The sequence below is a fragment of the Aquimarina rubra genome (assembly GCF_042684305.1).
GTDB classification, from domain to species: domain Bacteria; phylum Bacteroidota; class Bacteroidia; order Flavobacteriales; family Flavobacteriaceae; genus Aquimarina; species Aquimarina rubra.
This window is the reverse complement of record NZ_JBHULE010000019.1, coordinates 1200751-1224568: the sequence shown is the minus strand read 5'-3', so window position 1 is coordinate 1224568 and position 23818 is coordinate 1200751. Positions and strand designations below refer to the sequence as shown.

Below are 23818 nucleotides of genomic sequence, written 5' to 3'. Positions count from 1 at the left end.
AGGTTTTTTTAATTCAGAATTGAAGACTCTTGTTTTAAAACCTTAATATCCTCCAGCAAACGTTCCATTTCTTCTTCTTTGGTACCATCATAAAAACCACGTATCCGTTTCTTTTTATCAACTAGCACAAAGTTTTCGGTATGGATCATATCATAGGGACCTCCATCCCCATCAGATTTTGCAACCAAATATGATTTTCTTGCTAAATCATATATATGTTTTTTGTCACCGGTTACTAGATTCCATTTTGCATCATCCACTCCTTTTTCTAAAGCATACTTTTTTAGCTGTGGTACACTATCCGTTTCAGGAATAACGGTATGAGATAACAACAAAACCTCAGGGTCATTTTTTAATGCTGACTGTATAGTTTTCATATTACCCGTCATTATCGGACAAATCGTCTGACAAGTGGTAAAGAAAAAATCAGCGACGTAAATTTTATCTTTGTAATCCGCTTGGGTTACCTCTTCTCCATTCTGATTCTTTAGATTGAAATCAGCTATTTTATGGTATTTTCGAATATGTTGTACAGTGCTATCTACCAGCTCCAAACTAACCATATCCGGTTCGTATACATTCAGCACACGTTTTGGCTTTAAAATAGAATATATGATAGAAATTATAATTGCTGATAAAATAAACAGCACTATGGCAAAGAATTTGTACTTAGCAAAAAATCGAAGCATACTTACATTTTAGAGTTGCAAAATTACAAGGATTATCTTTTATAGAATTACGGTTTTCGCTAAAAAAATATTAAAACCCGAATCTGTATACCTGATTTCTTTCATAAACTACTCTAAAAGGTTACTTTTGCGTGATTTAATTTTGAATAAGGCCATATGAGTCCCATTATTGTAAAAGCATTACAGCTGTTATTAAGTTTGTCTATACTGATCGTTTTACACGAGTTAGGACACTTTATTCCTGCTAAGTTATTTAAAACCCGAGTAGAGAAATTCTATTTATTTTTCGATGTAAAATATTCATTATTTAAGAAAAAAATTGGCGAAACGGTTTATGGTATCGGATGGTTACCACTTGGTGGATATGTCAAAATTTCCGGAATGATTGATGAGAGCATGGACAAAGAACAAATGGCCGGACCACCTCAACCATGGGAATTTAGATCTAAACCAGCCTGGCAACGTTTGATTATTATGCTTGGTGGTGTGACTGTAAACATCATTCTTGGGTTTTTAATCTACATGATTATCATTTTTACCTGGGGAATTACCTATGTTTCTATAGAAGATATTCCTGATGGATATGAAGTAGCAGAAATTTTTGAAAAATATGGATTTCAGGATGGTGATAGAATATTAAAGGTAAATGGAGAAGATTTTAAAGACGCATCGGATATCAATATGTATCTTTTCTTAAGAGATGTACAGAATATTACTGTTTTGTCTGCCGATGGAAACACCAAAACCATAGATATCCCAGAAGATATTGGTACTACCATGTTCGAAGAAGGTGTTATGGAACCTTTTGGTATCAGAATAAAACCTGTTTTAGATACAGTTGTGGCTGATAGGCCTGCTTATGCTGCCGGACTTAGGAATGGTGATGAAATTCTATCTGTGAATGGAAAAAAGATCGACTGGTGGCACGAGTTTAAGAAGGAGGTAAATTCTGAAAAAGAAAAAGACGTTGCTATTACCTATCTAAGAAACGGGACTGAGAACACCATTACCGTAAAAACTGATGAAGAAGGTACTGTAGGTGTGTTACCTGTTTTTTATAAAATCAACAGAGATGAGTATTCTTTTGGCGAAAGTATTAGTAAAGGATTTGATTATAGCTATTGGAAGCTCCACGATTATGTAGCACAGTTTAAATATGTGTTTACCAAAAAAGGAGCTACACAAATTGGTGGTTTTGCGGCTATCGGTAATTTGTTTCCACCTGTGTGGGATTGGGCGGCTTTTTGGAGCACTACTGCCTTTATCTCTATTATTTTAGCTTTTATGAACATATTACCGATTCCTGCTTTGGATGGTGGGCATGTAATGTTTTTGTTATATGAAATCATCGCTGGTAGAAAACCTAATGATAAGTTTATGGAATACGCACAACTGGTTGGTTTTGTGATCCTAATCGCTTTACTTCTTTTCGCAAATGGTAACGATATTTACCGTGCAATTTTCGGAAAGTGATAAAAAATTAAAAAAATCTTTTTGAGTATCAAAAATTAGTATATATTTGCACTCGCAAAAGAGAAAAACACTCTATATTTGCAAAAGCAATAGTCCTCCTTAGCTCAGTTGGTTAGAGCATTTGACTGTTAATCAAAGGGTCCTTGGTTCGAGCCCAAGAGGGGGAGCAAAAGTTCAGCAGCAATGCTGGACTTTTTTGTTTTATATCCTTCTATCAAAGCATACTTGAAAAAAAATTTCAAACAGGATATTTTGTAAAAAACAGTAGAACTAAAAAAGATTGTTGTGCTATAAGAACATTCTTTTTTCATGATTTGGCTCGATAATCTTTAGGCGTTTTACTGGTGTGTTTTCTAAAAGCTCTATGAAAAGATGATTTAGAATTAAAGCCAACTTCATAAAGAATCTCCAAAATATGACTAGACTTCCTGTTAGGATCTTTAAGAATTTTGATGGCCATCTCTACCCTATACTCATTAATGAAATCAAAAAAATGCTTCCCTATATACCGATTGATTAAAACTGACAGCTCTTGGGTTTCCATTCCAACATCATTAGCAAGTTCTTTTAAACTCAATGAAGAATTGAGAAAAGGTCGATTAGTTTCAATATGTTGTTTCAATTTTGCTATTTTTTCTTGAATTCGTTTTTTATCATTTACTATACTCGGATTTATCTTCTTAGAGTTATCTGTATACAGATCCTTTACCAATTTATGTTTAGTATCAACCGCACGGAAAATTTCTGGCGAATACAAACTTTTAAGTATTAACCACGATACAAACATTAATAAATAAATAGTGTGAAAAATTCTAATATTTAGTATTTCCTCATTACTCCCAAAATAAATAATAGCTGTTCTAAAGAATGAAAAAACAAATAATACGATCAACAAAAAAGTTAGTTGATTTAGCCATTTATAATTAAAATATCTTTTGTCTGAATAATTCTCCGCTAGTATCGATTTATACTTTTTTAGCTCTACATACATAAGTATTAAGTAGAAACTAATAGTAACTATATTTAACACAGCATATAATTTTGCTTCTAAATGAGAATGATATGACTGATAAAAAATGATTCGCTCTGGTTCACTCACGATAAAAAATCTTGGAATGAAAATAATAGTTACCAAAAAAAAAGGTGTCAGATGTAATAGATGTTTTCTACTTAACTTAAAATCAAGATATGTAGATGAAATTAAATGTAAATAAAGTAAAGGTCCGGAAAAGAGTATTAACTGATCTCTTACCTGCTCAAAAATCAAAGGTGTTCTGAAGTAATCTGAATAAAGAAAAACACTAATATGAATTGCTAATACCAACAAAAACAACCCCATTGATCTATTACTAACTTTATTGTGTTTTTTACTTTTAACAGTAAACAAAAAAAAAGCTAAAACCGATGCAATGAAAACTACAATTATTGTGGCTTTTTCCAAAATAAAATCTTGACTCATAAAAAAACAGTAATATAAATACTAAAATAAGCATGTTCAAACAACTACTGTTTAAAAAGTATTACAAATACAAACTTGATTAATTGTTCTTTAGCTCTTTTATTTTGACTTCCATTTGTTGATTATAACCCCACTCATTATCAACATTCAGCATAATTGCTTCTTGGTAAGAAGCTATAGCTTGTAAAGTATCACCTTGTTTTTCGTATGTTTCTGCCAAACCTGCTTTAGGAACCCACCATTTTGTAAATGTTTCGTGAAGAATATTATAAACATCAAACGCTTCTACATCATTATTGTAATTTAGTGTATTTCCTATCCCGTTTATGTTCCACTTCAAATTGTCAAACTCACTTTCTAGATTTTCTGACACCAGTCTTTTAAATGCTAATTCTGCTTTTTTATACTTTTTGTTCACCACTAGATTCATAATATCTTCTTCTAAAGTCAAATCTTTAGCTTTTAATTCTGGAATTATCATCCTGGAAATATCATTTATCATGATATCATACGCTGGATGTAAATAACCATTTGAAAGTAAAATAATAGTCGTATTACTGTTTAAAAATTTTCTAAATCCTACACAATTCCCTCCAGAAAAACCAATGGATTTTATGTCATTTACCGGATATACTCCCCATCCGTGCAAAAACTTATCCCTTTTATTTTTAAAATTAAAAGGTGCCCATAATCTCTTTTTTGATTCATTACTAAGCAATTCATTATTGTCTAGTTTTGTATTCCATTTAACAAACTCATTGAGAGTAATATTTAATCCATTTCCAGAAAAGCCTCTTGTCCCACTGTTGTTCTTATCTTTATTAAACTCCTTTGTTTCATAATTATAGAAATACCTTGTTGCTCTTTTAGGAATATCATCTGTAGCATTAGACGAAAACAATACATTATCGTAAGCATCATTAAATTGATTTTTCAATACAAATTCTGAGAAAGACAATCCCGAAACTTTTTCAATGATCTGAGAAAGAAGCCAATAATTAGTTTGATTGTATTGGAATTGACTTCCTTTTTCGAAATCCATATCATCGTTGGATAGTTTCTCCATTAATTGATCATCAGTTAAATCCCATTTATATTTAATCATATCAGGCAGACCTGATGAATGACTTAATAAATTATTGATCCTAATATCACCCCATTTCATCGGTAAATTATCAAGGTATTTTGAAATTTCATCTTTCAAGCCAATTTTCCCATTTTCAACAAGCTGAAAAACGGCTATAGATGTCATTAGCTTCGTAGCAGAAAACATTCTAAACAATGTATGTTCATCAACATTTTTATTTTGCTCCAATGAAGATTTTCCTAAATAATTTTGATAGATCACACTATCATTCTGCATAACGGCAATAGCGACACCCGGTATATTATGCAACTTCATTACATTAGTAATATAAGTATCGATATTGTTTTCTAAATCATAAGTTTTGTCTACACTTTTCCTATCGGCACAGGAGATATTGATAATTACTAATATTAAAACGTACAATAGGTCTTTTTTCATTTTTTTACTTTTGATTGATGATGATATACTAATAAAAAAGAATTTGTATCCTTCATTTATCGTACAAAACTAGTTCTAAGAAATTAATTAAAAGTCCCACTTAAAAAAAGCGAACTTATTATTTTCCAAAAATTCGATTATCAATTTGTTTAGATTTGATTGTATTATTACCGTTTTGAGCAAGAAGTTTGAAGATCAAAACCAATCGTTATGTTTATACAAATACTTTGATTCCTTTAAAAAGGAAGAATTAAACATTCTTGAGACCTCTAAACCAAGCTCTATGAGCTTTGGATATAACATTAAAGGATTTTGCTGAAACACAAATAATGATCGGCATACCCTATGAATCTATCAATCCGACCAGAAAAAGTATGAATTATTCATATTTATCTTTGAATATTAAATGAACTGCCATATTTTAAAGGGAAAATTAAAATTTAAGTAACGATGAACGTAGTTGCAGGAATTGATATTGGTGGTACAAAGACCAAGATAGGTTTGGTAAATCAACAAGGAGAAAGTTTGGTTCAAACCTTTTTTAGAACCAAAGATTATCCAGATCTAGATCTGTTTTTGGAGAAGATAAATAGTACGATTTCAGAACTTAAAAATCAAACGTCTAGGGATACGAATTTACTTGGTGTCGGCATTGGCGCTCCAAATGCCTCCAGCAAAAGAGGAACCATAGAAAATGCCTCAAATCTTGTCTGGAAAGGTTCTGTACCTCTACTTGAAAAACTGAAAGAGAAAATCAATCTACCTGCAAAACTGATGAACGATGCTAGTGCCGCTGCACTTGGCGAGATGCTTTTTGGCGATGCCAAGGGAATGAAAGATTTTATTGTGGTCACCTTAGGTACCGGTTTTGGAGGCGGAATTGTTGCAAACGGGCAGCTAATTGATGGTTATGATGGTTTTGCCGGAGAATTAGGACATATTGATCTCACTCTAGGCGATGGTCGTTTAACAGGTCTTGGTGTGCGAGGCGGATTAGAAGCTTATGTTTCTGCCACGGGATTAAAACGTACGATTTTATATATGCTATGTAAATACAATGAAGAAAGTAGATTTAGAAGTATCGCATACAATGATTTACATGGCGAAGAAATAACCAAGGCCGCAGAAGAAGGTGATCCCATTGCAATCAAAGCTTTCGAATATACAGGAAAAATTCTAGGTTTTGCCCTTGCTAATTTTACCGCTTTTACCCAGCCGGAAGCTTTTTTCTTACTCGGAGGCTTGGCAGGAAGTGACAAATGGATATTCGAACCTACAAAAAAGTATATGGACACCTATCTTTTGGATATTTATAAAGGAAAAGTAAAACTATTACCTTCTGGATTACAAGATAAAAACGCCGCCATTTCGGGAGCAGCAGCTTTGATTTGGTCAGAATTTAAAAATTAGTTGGCATGTATCCTCCATAACAATAAAATCTTGAGACGATCTAAATAGTAGTATCTAATCACCAATTACCTCATTGAAAAAACTCTATAAACCTTCGGAAACAAGAAAAATTAAAAACATAGATTAGTTAAACTCTAAAATTTCATAAACATACTCCGCTCTTAAAAACTGTACATTCCGTAAACTATCCACCCGGTAACTTTTGCGTTCCGCATTTAGAAATAGCCCTGTTTTATTTTCATATTTGATGTTTTTTATGAAACTATAGGTTGGTGCGTGATATACCATATTACCGATCAGTTTATTAGTTTTTTCATCAAAATAATACCACCAAGTATTTGCAGGAGACCCATCTTTATTAACATAATTGGCTCTGATTACGTTTACCGATGCTCCGTCTATAACCTCTTTACCGCTATAAGAAAGTGTTACATCCTCCTTTAACAGCTTATAAGGTTGCCAAAAAACATAATTAGCCGCAATAATAGAGTTGTAATAGTTTTGTTCTAGTTGTGGATTCGTTTGAAGCTCATTATCAAAAAAAACAGAAACCTCATCGTTCTTTAGTACAGCTCTTTTTTGAATAGAATCTTCTATCCATTTTATTTCTGCAGAAAATGTTGGGTACAATCTATTTTTATGCGTCTGAATCATTTTGTTTTCGATATTCCCAACACTATCGTACAAAACGGTTGTTTTACGATAGGTAATTTCTTTGATGCTTTCCCACTTTTGGATACCGCCGTGTGATTGTAAAGAAGATTTTATAATATTTATTGGATCTGTACTGTTATTACACCCTAGAAACAGTAGACAAAATCCTAAGCGCAGCATATTTTTCAGGTCATTCATAATTATATTTATCATAGAGTATTAAAAATAACGATAACTTTTGAAAAGAATGGATTCGTCACATTTTCACCCCTTCTAAGTTTAAAATATTTTTAAGCATAATTTTAAATCTTAGAAATCTGCTATATTTTAAGAGTTTCGGTTTTTCCTCTATCTTCTTATAAGTGTTAATACCTGTATTTATAAAACGAAGTATACAGTTCTCTAGAATCTAAAAATAAATCACCTCCTGTAGAACAAATTAGGGGGCACAAAAAAGCCCTGCATTGCAGGGCGATGTCCTTAACTTAAATTAGTATATATAATTGCAAGGGTTTGCTTGGTGTTGTTGGTTCATCAAGGTAGCTTGACCTTCTCCGGGTGGAATGCTGGTTCCTCCTTTTATTTTATTTAGTGCTGAAGTGTCAATCTTAGCAACGGTAAGTTTTTTAAAATTTAATTTCTGTAATTTGTCTTCTTTCATTTTAAGCTTTAATTAAATTAATTTATTGTGATTTATAAACAATATTATTTGACAATAATTGTATTTCTGGTAAGAAATATAATTGTTTTTAAACCAGTATCAAACGAACTACTTCCCTAAATCTCACAATTTAGGGAAGTGTTATGCTGTGTTTTTTTCAATTTTTTCCTGTTTTTCTATGTTCTTAATATAGTAGGATGGATTTAAACCGGTTTTAGCTTTAAAGTGTTTCGCAAAAGAGTAATCACTTTTGTATCCTATTTCGTTTGCAATAGATGTGATAGAAAACGACCTAAACTTTTTATCCTGTTTTAGACGTTTTACTGCATACTCAATTCTAAGGTCGTTAATATAATCTGTAAAGCTTTTCTCTTTGTAGGTGCGCACGATCTTAGATAAATAGGTATGATTTGTCTTTAACTTTTTTGCGATATCTCTTTGGTTACAATCCAATCGCAAGAAATACTCTTCGCTTTCTAATTTAGCTAACCTTTTAAGAATTTCATTTATTTTTTTCTCATCAATCCCTAAGTCTTTAGGTATTACTTTTTGACTATCTGCTTTTGTCACTTTTTTGGACTCTAATTGATTCACCTTTATCATCAAATCGTCAAAAACCTTCTTATTATTTATTTGTTTTCTCCTGTAGTTAAAAACAATGACCATTAAAATCACCAGTAAAAGAACCAATACCATTATAACAACCTGTTTCTTTAGTTCACTAGTTTCATTTTTCTCCGTTATTATGTTTATTTTCTGTTCGAGTTTTTCGGCTTCCTTTTTATAAATAGTATTAACAATTTCATCTCTATTTTCCTGAAAGTCTTTATGAATTCTTAAATACTCATTGTTATAATACAATGCTTTTTCAAAGTCCTTTTTTTCTCCGTAACAATTAGCTAACAATAGATATGACTGCACTACCAACGGTTTTATAAGATCTTCTTCTTTTAAAGATTTGGTTGTTTTTTCTAACTGATTGATGGCTTTATCATAATTACCTTGCTCATAATAACAACTTGCCAAAAAATAATTGATATTTATAAAAGGGAAGAAACTGTTGGTAATTTCATTTTGTTCTAAGATATTCTTTGCATCAAGCAAATACTTAAATGAATCTTCATACTTTTTTTGGTAATAGAAGATCATTCCCTTTTTTATATAGAAATCAATCAAACCTTCTTTATAGTCAATGGATTTACTGATATCTATTCCTTTTTCTGCAAAGGATAATACTTCCTGATAATATTCTAAAGCTAAGTATATATCACATATAGTGGTAAGAATATTTACGTGTGTTTTGGTATTGCTATAGGAAGTCTTGTCTATTGTTCGAAGAATTTCTGAAGCAATGGCATAGGCTTTGTCCAGCTGGTTCATCCCTTTTAAAACCAAAATCAGCCCAGATTTAGCTCTAACTTGCTGGTCTAAATCTCCCGTTTTTTCTGTAATAGCTAATGCACTATAATAGGCTTCTACAGCTTCTTCGTTTTTACCACTTAGTAAAAACGAATGCCCCTTTCTTATATCTATGATACCAATTAACGAATCATTCTCTAAGGCTACCGAAATTGTCCTTGCTTTATCGAAAAAATCCAGGCTTTTGATATATTCGCCAGAATTATATAACGTCTTCCCTTTTTCTATATATTCCAAAGCATCTTTCAAGGCATATTGAGTGAAAGAAAACGTAACTATTCCAACTAGTAAAAACAGAAATAATATCCAAATCCTTTGTAAGTAAGAAACCATTCTAATTTGATATCAGCTTTGTTTTCAAAAGTAAGGATTTAGTTCTAATAACAAATTGAGAAGAATAGAATCTACGAAATAAGAGTATTATTTTTTCTTGAATTTTCTAATTCCCCATTCTACCTTATAAGTTCTATACAGCAAATCATAGATGACCATTTCGTGTAAACGGTTTTTTGACCTAAACAACCTATTCATAAGCATATGGATATAACTACTCATCATATCATCCAATTCAGCCTTCCTAACAACAGGTATGATGCTTTTAATCAAAGCTTTACTGTTTTTACTCTTTTCTGCCAAGACATCAATTATAGGAGCATAATCCGCATCCATTTCTCTTTTGAAATTCAAAAAATTCTTAATCTTATCATGTTCATTTCTGAACTTTTTATCCATTTGTTTCTTCAGGTGTTTGTTCATTCCAAACTCCGCCCCAAACCCTAACTTTAATCGTTCCATCAAAGCCAATTTCTGATCCTCATCATAGCCAAAATCCTTAAGTTTTTGATCAATCGCCCTTGCTCCAAACAACCATCTTAGTTCTTCTCCTTCATCCCCATCGATCATGTCTAAAAAATCTACGATCATTTTACTGTCCAAAAAGAATAGTTCCTCTGCCTGATCCATGGTTTGTATTCCATAGCGCTCTATCTCTCTTTGGTAGGTATCCAGTTGTATTTTCCAGATCAAATCTTCTTCAGAAAATTCTTTGAGAGATGTATATAAAGAGTTAATAATTCCGGCTACGTTTTCTGGATTTTGGTAATGAAATCGTACCCTAATATGGTGTTTTGGGTCGTTATATCTTATAAAAAACCACTTATCAATGATTTTATTTTCCAATAAATGGGTTGTAGTCGGCTTTATAATATCTGTTAAAATCAAATCCGATGTTTTAGGACCGGTATATATTTTATAATACAACCATTCGCTACCCACTATAAAAGATCTTTGTACGTCAACCATCAATTCTGTAAGTTTTTCAGTTTCTTTTCGTTATAAAACGATACCACAATTTGATTCGTAAATGTATTTACTCCTTCTTTCGCAATACTTTCTTCAGTATGCAAAAATTCCTTTAATTTAAATCTACTTCTCTTCTTTACCGTATTCAATAACATTTTCATTGAAGTGTTATTTTTAGTGTTGATCAATAATTCATTGTCCCCATCAACCAAAAGAACGAACTGAGGTAAATTTTTATGCTCAGTAATTTTTTTCAGTTCATTTGTGAAAATATTTTCATCATTCATATTCTTTAATAGAGGTTCTATTTCTGATGAAGAAATATTCCAAACAGCACTAGAAAATATAATATCCCTATATTCTACTCTTGGTAAAAAATCATATTCCTCGGCAAACGGTCCCCAGTCAAAAGCTATGCCTCCTCTAAGGTTTTGAGTTTGCATATTGGCTAAAAATTGATAAATGGGTAATGCATTACTAGAAAAATTATGTGCATTGGTTAAATGCGGAACTACTTCTTTGTCGAATTTTTTAGATCGTAACTTTACTTTCCCATTAGTGCTGGCAGAGATCATTAAGTCATCTAACAACAATTGATTTTCTTCATTCAGGATAGATTTTGCCAGATAAGGAATTTCATATTTCCTAAAAGCAGGTCTCATCAAAATATTACCCACTCTTGATTCTGGAAGATGCACAATTTCCGCAAGAATTTTATCCGAATTTATTTTTGTCTCTACATCAATTATTTCCTTAGTGTATGTGTTCAATGCTTCATCCCCGTGACAAAAACGCCCTAAAAGATTTGCTGCACTTGATCCACCACAACTGGACATTACTATTTTTTCGGTATTATCAATCTGCACTAATTCTATCATAGAAGAAATAGTATCCGGTAAATCTTCCCAATTCTCCTCTAATTCCCTAAAATCGTTGTCCTCAAGAATCAGGATTTTCTGCTGATGTTTGATACATTCTACTAATTTTTTGTGTAAAAGAGAATGTATAGAAGACCATTTTACGTCTCTTACTCCTACTTTTCCTTGTTGAAATGGTAGAACAAGATCGTCTACTATCTGACTTACATCTCCTGAATCTTTATCCTGTAAAAAACCTATTCCTAGTTCTACATCCAGTGCTTTTGATAATGGAACTTCTCGGCTTTCGTACCGCTCATAAAAAGCTGTCCTAAATCGGGAAATCAATGTATCTTTTGGTGGTAGAGTCAATTTGTTAAGTACTGTAAGTCCTTTTTTTATCTTCTTTAAGGTATCATAACCGATAGTATTGGCCTCTAAAGATAAATTCATATCGGTCTGAAACATATACTTTAATTCAAAACCTGTTCCTAATTTTTTTAATGATTCACTCAGCTCAATATATGCATTAGCTGAGTTCCCCATATTCTTGTCAATAGTATGAAGTACTAGCTTTACATTTTCCAGTTCTGAAATCACCTGCTCAGTTCCGGATAATTTTTTCAGAACCGGTATGATTTGATCTAAAAATTCAGGTCCGGAAACAGAGGGTTCCAATTCACTAATCAACAATTGACTTTCTACTAACTGATCGATAAACCCACTTGCCTCTTCATTGGTAATTTCATCATCTACCAGCAGCGTAGCTAAGTCATTTAGATAAGCTCCCATTCTTGCTTTCGTTAAAACCTTTTGTAAATATTCTGAGTTCTCTACTGCAACAATATGATGTACTCTTCTACTTTCTACGTAGGTGTATTCTACATAACGAAGTTGTTTTCCGGCTTTATATATACTGGTATTAGGATAAAACAATAGTTGATTCCTCACATTTTTATCCTTAACAATATCCTGAGATAAGGCCACCAGATAGTTCATGTCTAACCGAGTATGGCGATCATTTTTTGATTTATCCGAAAGTTGGATAGTTGTAGTATCAGAAAATTGTCCAACGGCTGTTCCTGCAAAAAGACCAAATGGCGTACATCGTGAAGACATTCGACTGATGTATTTCAATACCGAATACATCATTCTATCCGAAGCCGTTTTTTCTTTAATATCTCCTTTTAACCATTTTTCAAACTCTTGATGTAAGGAAGGCGATGCTAAAAAGATAGCTTCTTTGATGATTTCGTTAGTACATATTTGCTTAAGTTGATCTTCTTCTATAACTACATTGTGGGTTAAATCTTTGTAAAACGAAAACGGAAATAGTGGAGTACGTAAAACGTATTTTGGAAAATTTTTATAACTCATGATTTTTTTGCTGTTGTATAGGATTAGCTAATCATTAAACATTCTGCCCATTTATTTTCTGATGGCATCAGATAGGAAATCATTGACAATCCTATTCCGGCAATACCTTCTAATAAATTAGTTTCATTTTTCCATTGTTCCAAATCACCTCTCCATTGCTTGTAACCAATATAACTATCTTTATGTATATCCATTTTTAGTGCTTCGTTGATCCAAAAATCTGCTGTTTCTTTAAATATTGTTTCCTTGGTTTCTTTATGCATATAATCAAAAATAGAAATGATCCCAAACATTCCATGGCATAAACCTGTGTCGTTTATTCTAGCTTCTTCTGCATTTCTTCTTTTAGCAGCATGTTTTAATGTATGTATTGCTAAATCGCAATATTCCTGATTTTTCAAGGCTTTACCAACCTTCCAAAGAGAAATTCCTATTCCTAAATCTCCGTAACACCAAGCTAATCTACTATTTGTATATTCCTCCATTTCTGGATATACCCAACTTGGAAAAAGAGAACTTTGAGTTTCATCCGGATATTTACAATTGACCACAAATGTTGTTGCGTTGATTAATAAATCTCTTACTACTTCTTGGAAATCCTGATATGGATACAATCTACTTAAAAAATTAATGACACTTGCCATTCCGTGTGACAAACTTAAATTAGCGCCATGAAGATTATCTTTTTTGTGTAGTTCATACATCCAAAAAACACCTCTTTCATCTTCATGCGCACTATTTTTTAGTGCATTGATAAGCTTCAAAATATACTCCTTATACCGCTGTTTTAATGATTCTGATCCTGTGTTTTGATATCGTTTTAAAAAATAATAACCATACCCAAGTGCTCCGTGTAGAAAATCAAAATATTCGTTTTTGATATCGGTATTCATGGACTCGAAAAGAAAGGTATCAAGGTCGGATAAAAGTTGATCGTTATCAATATCAATAAACTCTTCTTCATTTAACAATTCTAATACCCAACCAGCTCCTGCAATACCAGTACAAAAGGTCGGAAAAGAATACCCATCATTCATTCGCTGTATGGTTTCTGATATAGTATCTACTCCAATATCTGCAATCTTTTCATCCTCTACAAACCGTGCATAATAGAACTGAAATAGCGAAATACCCGAAATCCCGGATAAAACACCTATATGCTCTTTGTGATTTTGATTTTCTTTTAAAATATTTTGTATTTCCTTTAATTTCTCCCTAAAAATTTCAGTGGTATTCATTGAAGATCAATTAGCATTGTTTTATTGGCCGTCTAATGTAGTATCTTAAAGGTGAAATGAAAAATTATACACCCTTATATTAGACAAAACGAGGAAAAAGGCGCTGAAAAGGAGTATTTTTTTTTATTTTTTGATACTATTATAATAAGAAGATAAACTTCAGATCAGCTTAGCGTTAAAAACCAAAAAAAAGCTGTCCAAATCCGGACAGCTTCTATAGTTTATTAAATATACTATTAAGGGAAACTATTAATAGCAATATGCGTGTCCTCCATTCGGTAAATCAATACAAGTAAGGCAAATTTCTGGATCAGACAGTAATCTTGTATCCACTCCTCCTTTTATCTTGTTGAGATTTAAATCACTAATAGTTTGTTTTTTAAGCTCCAGTTTTTTCAATGATTTTTTCATGATAATAACAGTATTTAAGTTACCTACTCTATTAAAGGTTTTCGGTTTCCCCTTATCAAAATCGCTTGTTAACAATATTCAGATTTTGACACTAATGTAGGAAGGAGAATGAGTGAAGAAAAACAAAGTCTCCGCAGATTAGACAAAATAAGGCATAAAAAAAGCCCTATATTAAAATACAGGGCTTTTTGGTAATCTTCTAAATTTTACGGCACATAGCTATCGTTACAATACCAATCAGATTCGTGTTCTGTGGGCAAACAATCTCCACCTTGTACTTGTCTCATTACATTATCGCTAATTATAGCTATAGTAAGTTTTTTTAGGCTGATCGTTTTCTTTGTTTGTTTTTTCATTTGTGTGATAATTTAAGTGAATTTGTATTCTTTCTACAATAAAAATAGTATCGTACTGTATCATTGAAATATACCTTTTATAAGGGTCAAATCATAATTCACAAACCGCATTTTGAACAAAATGCGGAGTTGATTGAACGTTTTTAAATATCTTGTGACTGTCGATTCAGTTTTTCAATATTTTTAATGTAATATGAAGGATTTATCCCTGTTTTTGCTTTAAAATGTTTTGTAAATGAATTATCGCTTTTGTATCCTATTTCAGAAGCAATTGATTTTATTGAGAACGATCTAAATTTTCTATCATTCTTTAACTTTTGAAGCACATACTCGATTCTTAAGTCATTTATATAGTCGTTAAAACTTTTTCCTTTATAAGTATTAATAATCTTAGAAAGATAGGTAGCATTTGTCTTTACCTTTTTTGCAATAGATCTTAGATTACAATCAAGGCTTAAGAAATATTCTTGTTGCTCAATTTTATCTAATCCTTTTAAAACCTCGTTGATTTTTTCATCATCAATAGTTATTTCCTTGGTAGCATCTTTTATCTCAATTTCTTCGATGTCTTTTTTCGACTCTAAGTCAGATATTTTTTTTATTAAATCATCAAAAATCGTTTTGTTTGCTTTTTGTTTTCTGAAATAAGTAACTACTAGGATAATCATCCCAAAAAAAACAATTAGAAAAGCACCAAATATATAATTCCTATATTTTTGATCCTCTTGTTGTTTATTCTCTAACCGTTTAATTTTGCTATCTAATTTTCGGGTACTCTGATCGTATATTTTATTTACTGTTTCGTCTTTTTCTTGCTGAAACTGATCCTGTAATTCCTGATGTTTAGTAAACCAAAATACAGAAGCGTCAATATCCCCGATTTCTTTATAACTTTTGGCAAGTAATATATGGGTCTCTATCACTCTGTTTTTTCTTAAATCATTATTTTCTAATGCATGGATTGTTTGCAACAAATACTCAATTGCCTTGTCGTAATTCTTATTTTCAAAAAAATAACTTGCCAAAAAATAATTAACATTAATTGATTGATTAGACCTTTCATTGAATTTTAATCTAGTCAAAATGTCTTCAGCTTTGTATAAAAACTCTAGTGCCTGATCATAGTTTTTCCTTTGATAAAAAACAATACCTTTTTTGATATACAAGTCCGCAATCCCAATCTCATAGTCTAAAGATTCACTTATTTTTATTCCTTTGTCAGCGTATTTTAAAACCGAATCAAATTTTTGCAAATCCAGATATACCTCACTAATGATGGTTAGAATATTGACGTGATTTTTACCATTTTTAAAAGATGTTTTATCAACATATCTGAGTAACTCATTACAGTCCTTAAGTGCTTTGTCAAGCTGATTCATTCTTCGAAGTACGATAGCTATGTTTGATTTAGCTACAATTTCATTTCTTAAATCTCCTTTTTTTTGCGCCATCTCTAACACCTTGTGATACGCGTCTAAGGCTTTTTGATTTTTCCAATCCTGCAGATAAGAATTTCCTTGTCTTAAATACGCTTTGCATAAAATCTCGTCTTGTTCAGTTTTTTTAGCAATTTCGATTGCTTTATTTAAATATGAGATACTTCGTTCAGATGCTTCTTTTTTATAGAAATAATACCCTATTTCAGAGTATATCTTGGCAAGATTTATATCGGGGTTTTGAGAATTTTCTAATGCAGTTTCGAAGGTAAAACTATGATCTGATGATGAGCTTTTTATCAGACTGATTAATTCATCAACGGTTTTATTCTGTATACTATCCGGTACACTTATTTGAGGTTCCTGTCCATAACTTTTGATTACCAAAAAAACAGATATCAATACGTAAGAAAGTAAATACTTTGATATACCGCTGTAAACAGAAAAAAACATGTTGGATCAATATTGTGTGATGATCCAAATGTAATGATTCTTTTTAAACCACTTTTTTAATGTACTACTTTACTAGGAGAAGAAAGTTCTCCTAAAAATTAATGGTACAGCTCTGCGATTGTCCAAACCATTTTACTCTGTTACGTGAAGCGAGTTTGTAGATTCCATCGCGAATCATTCTGGGAACAAACGCTAATAATGCAGCTACTCGTTTCCATTTTGGAATTTTAGATACGATTCTTAAGAAACCATCAGAGTGTGTATGTGAGCCATTTTCGTCGATCAGAATCACTGTATCTAATTGCTGCGTAGGAAATCCATACTTTTCAAGTAATTGTTGTCCTTGAGGAGATTGAAAAGGTATAAAATGAAAAAGATTTTTTGGAGTAAATTTCATCAACCAACCAACAACACCATTACATAGATTACATTCACCATCAAAAATAATAATACTTTTATTTAAAGAAGTTTCCATTTTATTGATTTTTAAGTTTTTACAACTCTATAGTCGTACAGAACCGTCAATCATTTCAATATTTCGATGAGAATTATCATAAATTTTAGAATCATGGGTTGCAATAATAACCGTTTTGTTTCTTTGTTCTGTTATTTCTTTAAGCAAGTGGAATATTAATTCAGAGTTTTTTTGATCCAGATTTCCGGTTGGTTCATCCGCCACAATCAAAGAAGGGTTATTAATTAGAGCTCTAGCAATAGCTACTCGCTGTTGTTGACCGCCTGAAAGTTGATACGAAGGCCGTTTAGCAAAAGCTTTCATACCAACTTCATCCAATAAATCCAGGGCATTTTCTTTAATCTCCTCTTTGCCTTTTTGAGATAATTTCATTGCAGGTAACATCACATTTTGCAACACATTAAATTCTGGTAGTAGATAATGGAACTGATATACAAATCCGATGTGTTTATTTCTAAAATCTGTAAGCTCAGCGGATGTTAAATTTTTTATATCCTGATTACATATCTTCAAGCTCCCGTCAAAATCGGTATCCAAAGTTGATAGAATATACAACAAAGTCGATTTCCCGCTTCCGGATTCTCCAAATACCGAAACCAGTTCTCCTTCAGAAATTGAAAAAGAAATATCTCTTAATATCTGATGCTTTTCCGGTTCCAGAAAATATTTATCTATTTGTTGTGCTTCTAAAATCATATTCCTCTGATAATGGTTACCGGATCCACTTTACTTGCCTTTTTAGAAGGAAAATATCCCGCAAAAATGGTGGTCAACACTCCAAATAAGAATCCCAAAACATAATATGACATTTTAAAATTAATTGGATAAGTATCTACAATAATAAAATCTGATGTGTCCAAAGGTGTAGTTGAAATAAAATAACTAATTAAGTATCCGAACAATCCTCCAAAAATCGCTCCTAATACTCCAATAATCAGTGATTGTATAAGAAAAATAAAGACAATATCATTACTAGAATATCCAATCGTTTTAAGTACTGCGATATCCTTTCTCTTTTGGATTACGGTAACATTTAGAATATTATAAATCCCAAATCCCGCTACTAACAGCAATGCAAAAGAAACTGACCAGGTAAGAATATCACGTACCTTATTTCCTATCGCAATGGTCTTATTACTATCTTTCCAATCTTCTGTTATGATGCCATCAATACTTTTAACGAGATCACTTTTAAGACTGACATCATCTCTATCTTTTAGTTTGATATGAATATTAGTAATACTATTTTTTTGGTCTAATAAATTCTGTAAAGTGTTACCTGAAATATAAGTTCTAACATTATCAATCGTGGTAATCCCAAAACTAAATATCCCAGAAACTCTTAGCTCTTGATTCTTTCCGTTGGGAAGTATCATTTTGAGCTGATCTCCAACTGAAACGTCTAATCGTCTGGCCAGACTTATTCCCAGAAGAATATTATTATCATTTTGTAAACTCTCAAAACCTTCGCCTGCTATCAATCTCCTGTTAAGATCTACCATTTTACTTTCCTGAGAAGAAAACACTCCATTCATACTACCGGGAAATTGTTTAGTATCACTAATCAAAATTACAGGGGAAATGATTTGATGAGCAAAAGATTGGACGTTTTTATCTTCTGTCAAAATAGTATCAATTTTGTATATGTTTTCTATATAGTTTGTGTCTATATTAACAGCTTTGGTTGAGTGTTTATTTGCTTTTGCACTAACGATTATATCGGGGCTTCCATTAAAAACTGCGTCATCCAGAAAATCGTTGACACCTGTCATAAAATTGATCATGACAATAAAGGTTGTCACACCTAGTAGCACTCCAATCATTGCCAAAAAGCTTTGCTTTTTTCTGGCGGATAGGTATTGTAATGCAATGAATATGTTTGTTTTATTAAAAACTTGCTTTAACATACCTCATAGGTCGTGAAAGGAAGAGAGAGATTACAACCTTAAGATAATAGCATGAAAATACAGCTATCAAAAAATCTTTAATCTCAGAAAATTCATTTTCTTTTCTTACTGCTTTTTGCCATAGGATTAAAATCCAAACATAATTGTATCCAATACTCCAGATCTTTATCCAGATCAAACCCTTCTGGCGTTACAAAAACATATCCTTTCATAGGTCTGCCTGTAAAATCCATAGGATGACAACCCTCTCTTTTTATGGCGTCTGTATATGCTTCTTCTCCAATACGAGCCATCAAAAGATCAGTTTCTTTCTTTTTGTCATAATGGATGCCGCAACACATTTTATCATCTACCATAAAACAAAGACCTCCCATCATTTTCTTAGCATAAAAATTAGTCTTTTTCTCATTGAGAATCTGATGAATTCTATCCGAAATATATTCACTATATGCCATAAAGTTATTGCATTGCTTTCGTCAAATAATCATTAACCGGTTGCATTGTTTTCCAATACACCATCAATTTTGGAATCAAATCCTCACTGGTTATAAGATCAGTCGCTTCTTCTGCTACAAAATAAAATTGTTTATTGGCTATCAAAGGTTCTCTTTCATAAGCTTCTTTCCATTCTTTTGGAATTCGCTTTAAAGCCCTGCCTTTGATTTCTCCAAATTTTTGAACAAAATCTTTATCTTCTATTAATTTTCTAAATCCTGAGGGATCTAAGTGTATTTTAGTTCTTAGATTATGTAATTGCTCTTTCGAAACACCAAAACATCCTCCCATAACACCCACCATCCGTGGAGAAAATCGTAAAAACATTCCCGGAACACTCTTGTCTTTACGACCACCTCTAGATATAAATGCAGTATAGTGTAAATTATATGGTGATTTATCTTTAGAAAAACGAATATCCTTATGAATACGAAGTATACAATCCTTAGGATCAATCTCCAACTTAGGATCATATTTTTGTATTTCCTGAATCATTTTACCGATAAAAATCTCAAAAGGTTTCTTAACACTCTCTTCATATCTCTTTTTATGATCATGAAACCATTCTTTATGATTATTCTTTGATAGTTCTTCAAAAAAGTCGACAAAATCCTCGGTGAAATATTGCATAAGCCCAATTATTAATATTTAAATATAATCAAACTGTTAGTTAGAGTGAAATCAAAACTTGTGCGTTATTGTTTATATTAGAATTCCAATATTATTTCTTCTCGACTTCACTCTAGATAACGACTCAAAAAGTGTTAGGACATAGAATGAAACGCTACTCGATTTCCTTCTGTATCCAAAAATATAGCCATAAAACCATTTTCTCCAATAGAAGTTTTTGGCATTAAAACTTTTCCTCCTGCTTTCTCTACACGCCCTAATGGAATGGATAAATCTTCTCCTCCATTAAGATATGCAAAAGTTCCCTCTTGAGATGGTTTATTACCGTTTCCGTGAGTTACACAACCTCCTACTCCACCATCGTTATACGGGAAAAAGGCCATTTTAAACTCCATTTCCATAGGTTGCAGTTGTGTATCTAAAAGTTCGTTGTAAAACTTGACTGCTCTTTCAAAATTAGTACTTGGTATTTCAAACCAGTTAATTGCATTTGACATAGTGATATGATTTATTGATTAAGAATATCTCAAAGGTAGGTGATCGCAATCATTCAAAAAAGTGTTATTTTTGAAAAAACATAGGTTTCTAAAATGAAAAAAAATGAAGAATTATTCTTTCTGATTAAGTCATTGACCAAGAGCGAAAAACGCTATTTCAAAGTAAATGCAAAAGGAAACGAAACATCAGAATATATCACGCTATTTGATGCAATTGATGCTCAAAAAAAATACAATGAAACCGAAATAAAAGAACTTTTTAAAAACAAAGCGTTCACTAATCAATTAACTACTATAAAAAATTACTTAAAGCAACGGATTTTACAGTCTTTAAGAAATTATCACTCTAGGATTTCTATCCAGGCAGAGTTAACAAATATTCTGCGTAATGTGGAAGTTTTATTTCATAAAGGCTTATATGTAATTTGCGAAAGTGAGCTAAAGCGGGCGGAAAAAAAAGCAATACATTTTCAACAGGATTTGCTGCTATTTCAGCTTCAGGATTGGAAAAGAAAAGTTCATCAGGCGTTGTACCCTCAGGATTTTGATACGTTGAAAAACATTATTACAAAACAGAAGGATTCACTAAACTCAACTGTAGAATACATCAATCTTTTATTAGCCAACACAGATCCGATAAATTTTTCATTATCACACAAAAAAACACATCGATTGCAGAATAAAACTCTTAAAACACTTCACTTATATCGTAAACAGCTAGCAGCAAAAAATAATGAAAAAGCAAAACAAACCATAGAAAATCTGTTGAAACAATGGGAACAACAGCCGAAATTACTTGATGAATATTTTACCACCTATTTCTCTGTGTACAACAATTATCTTGGGTTTCTGGTTTTTAACAGTTTATATAAAGAAGCTTTCATCAGAATTTTATTATTAAAACAAAAAGCAAAAAGGATTGATAATTCATCTGCTGCTATGATTAAAGAAACTTTACGTCTTTATAACATTGAACTAGAGATTCATCGCAATCTCCGGGACCTTCATAATACCCAAGAGGTTATCGGAAACATTCAAGAATTTATAGAGGAGAACAAAACAATGATTCCAAGTAATTATAGACTTTCTTTCCGTTTTCAGTTTGCCAATATTTACTTCCAGAAAAAAGATTATAAAAAAGCATTGCAATGGATTAATGACATCCTGAATCATCAAACAAAAAAAGACCGAAAAGACTTAATCACCTATACCTACTGGCTTAATCTTTTGACTCATTATGAGCTCGAAAATGGATTCACATTAAGATACTTGATCAATGCAATTAAGAAACATATCAAAAAACAAAAAAACATAGATTTCTATGAAAAAATATTATTAAAGTTTTTAGCCAAAACAGTTGGCCATTCTGAAAAAGAAAAGAAAAAAGCAGTTCAGCAACTTTCAGAAGAATTAAAGGAACATCCAGTTCCTAAACACATTTTAGGATATATAGATTTTACTGGATGGATCGATAGAAAATATTAATTCTACTGAACTTTTACAGTTGCATTTTTAACCGGAGACTAGTCACTATATTTCGAATTTTTTAAATACGGAAAAACACTTTTGAAAAGTATTATATTCCTTTATTTACAGGCAAAATTAGCATCTTTAAATACCAAAACCCATAGTGTAAAACTACGGGTTTATCTTGATGATATCAGCGATATATATTAATCAGATTCATAAGGTTTAGAATTACCATACATTGGTAATCCACCTATTGGATATAATATGTCTTTATTAAAACCATCGAACTTATAATCGGATAGTGTAAAATAATAGACATAACTATCTTCTTTCTTAGGCGAAAGCAATTGTATACTTATTTTATTAGGTAAATACGTTCCAATATTTGTTTTCTTTAGATCAAATCTAACAGTACCGTGTTGTAGTCCTTTTGGCATTTTGATAAAAAAATCATTAATCGTAACTTCTGTAAGATCAATGAAACCGGTTTCTTTATTTATGTAAATTAACCAACGATCATATTGATTATTGGGCTCTTCCGATCCCCAGGTGGCATAAACCAAATCGTACTGCTGATTTTCAAATTCTCTTTCTCCTGCATATCTTATAATAGTTGCATCCAGCATTCTAAAAGGGGCTTCCAATATGTAATGATAGGTAGCTAAACCCCAAATATATCTATCATGTTTATGCTGTTTTAGCTCATCATTTTCATTTTTGATTTTATATCCTTGCCACGATTGTAAACCTTGTATTACTCCTTTCTTTCTACCTTCAAGATATTCTAACTGCCCATCAAAGGTATTGGTAGCAAAACGAAACTGGAGATCGTTTTTATTATTACCAGGAAAGGCATTCATAGGCATTATAAGCCAACCTTTTTTCCAATTAAATTGTGCTGTAACTTCATACACATCAGTTTTAGAGAATTTATCATACCCCATCTTTTTCATAGAGGTTTCCAAAAGCTCTCTTCCTTTAATATCAGTTTGATTCGGATTACTTAGTAGATAATCACTACGTAAATCCACAGAGCCACAAGATTGTATTATTAAAAGGAGAGTAGGTAAAACGAGTAGTTTGATAAACGATTTCATAGTACTATGGGTTAAAATTAGACTGTTGTTTTCTTTTCTAAATTTTTAAGCGCTTTTTTCATTACGGATGGTAACATAATATTTTTGGCCATCCACTTTTTAATCATATTCCCATTAGGGTGATAATATTGAGTCCATATAACTTCTGTCCCTTCCATTTTCTCAACAAGTTTAAAATACCCCAAATGGTTCTTAACAATATGCATATCAGCAATCATATAGGCATATCCGTATGGTGGATCCCAGTGCACTATTTTCTCTTCCAGTAGATCAGAACCAAATTGGCAATTACGCTCAGACCCTTCGCCCCATTCACCCACCGAGTTCGCTTTGATGAGATCCACCTCCTTGATCATAGGCATCCAGACCGTCATTCCTTTATGATCAGACACTATCTCCCATACTTTATCGATAGACGCGTTTATAAATCGTTGTTTCTGTATCTGTTTCGGAGCATTCGTAAATTGTATTGCATTAAGTGTTTTCATTTTACTTATTTTAATTAGACCGTTCTACTTATTTTAATT

23 protein-coding genes and 1 tRNA gene are annotated in these 23818 nt (G+C 31.9%); 4 read left to right on the top strand and 20 right to left on the bottom strand.

All coding sequences use genetic code 11. The features are described 5' to 3' along the window. Window positions 1–8: 8 nt before the first annotated feature. Window positions 9–689 carry an SCO family protein gene (locus ACFSR1_RS14045; RefSeq protein ID WP_378293529.1) on the bottom strand — a complete coding sequence of 227 codons (681 nt, stop codon included), beginning with the start codon at window positions 687–689 and terminating at the stop codon, window positions 9–11. A gap of 156 nt (window positions 690–845) precedes the next feature. Between ACFSR1_RS14045 and rseP the strand changes: the two genes are divergently transcribed. Both rseP and ACFSR1_RS14035 read left to right on the top strand, forming a co-directional pair. Beyond that, window positions 846–2162 carry an RIP metalloprotease RseP gene (gene rseP / locus ACFSR1_RS14040; protein ID WP_378293527.1) on the top strand — a complete coding sequence of 439 codons (1317 nt, stop codon included), beginning with the start codon at window positions 846–848 and terminating at the stop codon, window positions 2160–2162. 93 nt (window positions 2163–2255) lie between these two features. Then, window positions 2256–2329, top strand: a tRNA-Asn gene (locus ACFSR1_RS14035). A 140-nt stretch (window positions 2330–2469) separates the two neighbouring features. Here ACFSR1_RS14035 and ACFSR1_RS14030 read toward each other — a convergent pair. Both ACFSR1_RS14030 and ACFSR1_RS14025 read right to left on the bottom strand, forming a co-directional pair. Further along, window positions 2470–3621, bottom strand: a complete 1152-nt coding sequence (locus tag ACFSR1_RS14030; RefSeq protein ID WP_378293525.1) for a helix-turn-helix domain-containing protein — start codon at window positions 3619–3621, stop codon at window positions 2470–2472. 79 nt (window positions 3622–3700) lie between these two features. Beyond that, the gene (locus ACFSR1_RS14025; RefSeq protein WP_378293524.1) at window positions 3701–5146 is read right to left on the bottom strand and encodes a serine hydrolase; all 1446 of its coding nucleotides are present in this window, start codon (window positions 5144–5146) and stop codon (window positions 3701–3703) included. Between the two features lie 450 nt (window positions 5147–5596). On the opposite strand from ACFSR1_RS14025, the gene ACFSR1_RS14020 reads away from it, so the two are divergent. Further along, on the top strand, window positions 5597–6556 hold the full coding sequence (locus tag ACFSR1_RS14020) for an ROK family protein (RefSeq protein ID WP_378293522.1): 960 nt from the start codon (window positions 5597–5599) through the stop codon (window positions 6554–6556). A gap of 123 nt (window positions 6557–6679) precedes the next feature. Here the strand turns inward: ACFSR1_RS14020 and ACFSR1_RS14015 are convergent, their stop codons facing one another. From ACFSR1_RS14015 to ACFSR1_RS13945, 15 genes are all read right to left on the bottom strand, one after another. Beyond that, entirely contained in the window at window positions 6680–7423 is a 744-nt protein-coding gene (locus ACFSR1_RS14015) for a hypothetical protein (RefSeq protein ID WP_378293521.1), read from the bottom strand. A gap of 277 nt (window positions 7424–7700) precedes the next feature. Next, window positions 7701–7871: a class I lanthipeptide gene (locus ACFSR1_RS14010; protein ID WP_378293520.1), complete on the bottom strand. Its 171-nt coding sequence runs from the start codon at window positions 7869–7871 to the stop codon at window positions 7701–7703. Window positions 7872–8012: 141 nt separating this feature from the next. Next, the gene (locus ACFSR1_RS14005; RefSeq protein ID WP_378293519.1) at window positions 8013–9623 is read right to left on the bottom strand and encodes a tetratricopeptide repeat protein; all 1611 of its coding nucleotides are present in this window, start codon (window positions 9621–9623) and stop codon (window positions 8013–8015) included. Between the two features lie 87 nt (window positions 9624–9710). Then, a complete protein-coding gene (locus ACFSR1_RS14000) occupies window positions 9711–10592 on the bottom strand; it encodes a thiopeptide-type bacteriocin biosynthesis protein (protein ID WP_378293517.1) in 882 nt (293 codons plus the stop codon). After that, on the bottom strand, window positions 10592–12826 hold the full coding sequence (locus tag ACFSR1_RS13995) for a lantibiotic dehydratase family protein (RefSeq protein ID WP_378293515.1): 2235 nt from the start codon (window positions 12824–12826) through the stop codon (window positions 10592–10594). The genes ACFSR1_RS14000 and ACFSR1_RS13995 overlap by 1 nt, the downstream gene beginning before the upstream one ends. Before the next feature lie 23 nt (window positions 12827–12849). Further along, window positions 12850–14064 (bottom strand): lanthionine synthetase C family protein, encoded by a 1215-nt coding sequence (locus ACFSR1_RS13990; protein WP_378293514.1) that lies wholly within the window; start codon window positions 14062–14064, stop codon window positions 12850–12852. A 249-nt stretch (window positions 14065–14313) separates the two neighbouring features. After that, on the bottom strand, window positions 14314–14475 hold the full coding sequence (locus ACFSR1_RS13985; RefSeq protein ID WP_378293512.1) for a hypothetical protein: 162 nt from the start codon (window positions 14473–14475) through the stop codon (window positions 14314–14316). A gap of 206 nt (window positions 14476–14681) precedes the next feature. Then, window positions 14682–14831: a hypothetical protein gene (locus ACFSR1_RS13980; RefSeq protein ID WP_378293510.1), complete on the bottom strand. Its 150-nt coding sequence runs from the start codon at window positions 14829–14831 to the stop codon at window positions 14682–14684. 143 nt (window positions 14832–14974) lie between these two features. Further along, window positions 14975–16720 carry a tetratricopeptide repeat protein gene (locus ACFSR1_RS13975; protein ID WP_378293508.1) on the bottom strand — a complete coding sequence of 582 codons (1746 nt, stop codon included), beginning with the start codon at window positions 16718–16720 and terminating at the stop codon, window positions 14975–14977. Between the two features lie 91 nt (window positions 16721–16811). After that, window positions 16812–17195 (bottom strand): thiol-disulfide oxidoreductase DCC family protein, encoded by a 384-nt coding sequence (locus ACFSR1_RS13970; RefSeq protein ID WP_378293506.1) that lies wholly within the window; start codon window positions 17193–17195, stop codon window positions 16812–16814. 27 nt (window positions 17196–17222) lie between these two features. Beyond that, on the bottom strand, window positions 17223–17891 hold the full coding sequence (locus tag ACFSR1_RS13965) for an ABC transporter ATP-binding protein (protein WP_378293504.1): 669 nt from the start codon (window positions 17889–17891) through the stop codon (window positions 17223–17225). Next, complete coding sequence (locus ACFSR1_RS13960; RefSeq protein ID WP_378293502.1) at window positions 17888–19102, bottom strand: ABC transporter permease; 1215 nt, start codon at window positions 19100–19102, stop codon at window positions 17888–17890. Before ACFSR1_RS13960 ends, ACFSR1_RS13965 begins: the two co-directional genes overlap by 4 nt. Window positions 19103–19194: 92 nt before the next feature. Next, the gene (locus ACFSR1_RS13955; RefSeq protein WP_378293500.1) at window positions 19195–19557 is read right to left on the bottom strand and encodes a TfoX/Sxy family protein; all 363 of its coding nucleotides are present in this window, start codon (window positions 19555–19557) and stop codon (window positions 19195–19197) included. A 4-nt stretch (window positions 19558–19561) separates the two neighbouring features. Next, a complete protein-coding gene (locus ACFSR1_RS13950) occupies window positions 19562–20227 on the bottom strand; it encodes a DUF2461 domain-containing protein (RefSeq protein WP_378293498.1) in 666 nt (221 codons plus the stop codon). Window positions 20228–20361: 134 nt separating this feature from the next. Continuing rightward, entirely contained in the window at window positions 20362–20724 is a 363-nt protein-coding gene (locus tag ACFSR1_RS13945; RefSeq protein WP_378293496.1) for a VOC family protein, read from the bottom strand. Between the two features lie 93 nt (window positions 20725–20817). Between ACFSR1_RS13945 and ACFSR1_RS13940 the strand changes: the two genes are divergently transcribed. Next, window positions 20818–22209, top strand: coding sequence for a hypothetical protein (locus ACFSR1_RS13940; protein WP_378293494.1), 1392 nt, complete (start codon window positions 20818–20820; stop codon window positions 22207–22209). A 188-nt stretch (window positions 22210–22397) separates the two neighbouring features. Here the strand turns inward: ACFSR1_RS13940 and ACFSR1_RS13935 are convergent, their stop codons facing one another. Then, window positions 22398–23291, bottom strand: a complete 894-nt coding sequence (locus tag ACFSR1_RS13935; RefSeq protein WP_378293492.1) for a hypothetical protein — start codon at window positions 23289–23291, stop codon at window positions 22398–22400. Between the two features lie 17 nt (window positions 23292–23308). Further along, window positions 23309–23779, bottom strand: a complete 471-nt coding sequence (locus ACFSR1_RS13930) for an SRPBCC family protein (protein ID WP_378293490.1) — start codon at window positions 23777–23779, stop codon at window positions 23309–23311. Between the last annotated feature and the right edge of the window lie 39 nt (window positions 23780–23818).